Genomic DNA, 834 nt, shown 5'->3' on the forward strand with positions numbered 1-834 from the left:
GAGCCCAAAGCCGCCGGTTCAGGTATCGGATTTTCTGAATTCATCAACGTATTCGACACAAGCAATCGCTGTTCAAGTGTTCGCAATAGTACACCTTTCGAGGTGCGCCCCGCGGCGGCATGGGTGGCATTGCTTACCCTAAGAACGGCTGGGCCGCGAACGCTTAGTCTGGGACCCGTACGAAGTGTGGTGAGGGGTGGTCGAGTGGCGGTGGCGACATAGCCGGTTCGTCCAGAACAACATCCTTATGCGTGTTCCCATGTGGGCGTTTTTTCGACCATGCCCGGCCATTCACATATTCCGGGTCCTTAACCAGATACATGACCTCGCGCACCTTTTCTTTCCAAACCTTACAACGAAAATGAAGGCCGTTAATGTCCTCGAAGTTCGCCTTGCCGTAGACATAAGGAACATCGTCATGGCGCCGGACATGCACAACTTCGGTTTCCGTGGCCGATTGACCCGCAGTCAACTCTGCAACGCATAATTTCTTGGCCTCATCATTGCTCGTGCTGGTCGCAGCGAAGACTTGAGAGCTCAAAAGCACAAGCCAAACCGAGGTGGCGCTCGCAATAATCGACCTTACCCCGAAGCTGGAAAATATGATTTTCATAAATAATTCTCCATGCGTCCTCTTTAAACAATCATTCCGCTGTGTCTTAGGCGCCTAATCGATTTTCTCAGAGTAATAGAGCCCGTTCCAAGTGGCGCTGTCAACGCCGCCGCTGTTTGCCGACGTGCACGGGATGCGGCGAATGGTAGGTCTGTCCGCAGAACGCTCATTTAAAAAGCCTAAATAAGCGGCTATACGGCAAACGGTAGGTTAGTCCCGCA

Annotated in this window: 1 protein-coding gene; it reads right to left on the reverse strand. The window is 52.4% G+C overall.

Translation table 11 applies throughout. The annotated features are described in order from the left end of the window. Nucleotides 1-163: 163 nt before the first annotated feature. Entirely contained in the window at nucleotides 164-613 is a 450-nt protein-coding gene (locus G0Q06_RS14190; RefSeq protein WP_163967427.1) for a hypothetical protein, read from the reverse strand. Nucleotides 614-834 lie beyond the last annotated feature (221 nt).

The organism is Oceanipulchritudo coccoides, assembly GCF_010500615.1.
Taxonomy (GTDB): domain Bacteria; phylum Verrucomicrobiota; class Verrucomicrobiia; order Opitutales; family Oceanipulchritudinaceae; genus Oceanipulchritudo; species Oceanipulchritudo coccoides.

Bases quoted from the DNA above. Each gene is read 5' to 3' on its own strand.
- G0Q06_RS14190 (WP_163967427.1), bottom strand. From the start codon at position 613: ATGAAAATCATATTTTCCAGCTTCGGGGTAAGGTCGATTATTGCGAGC.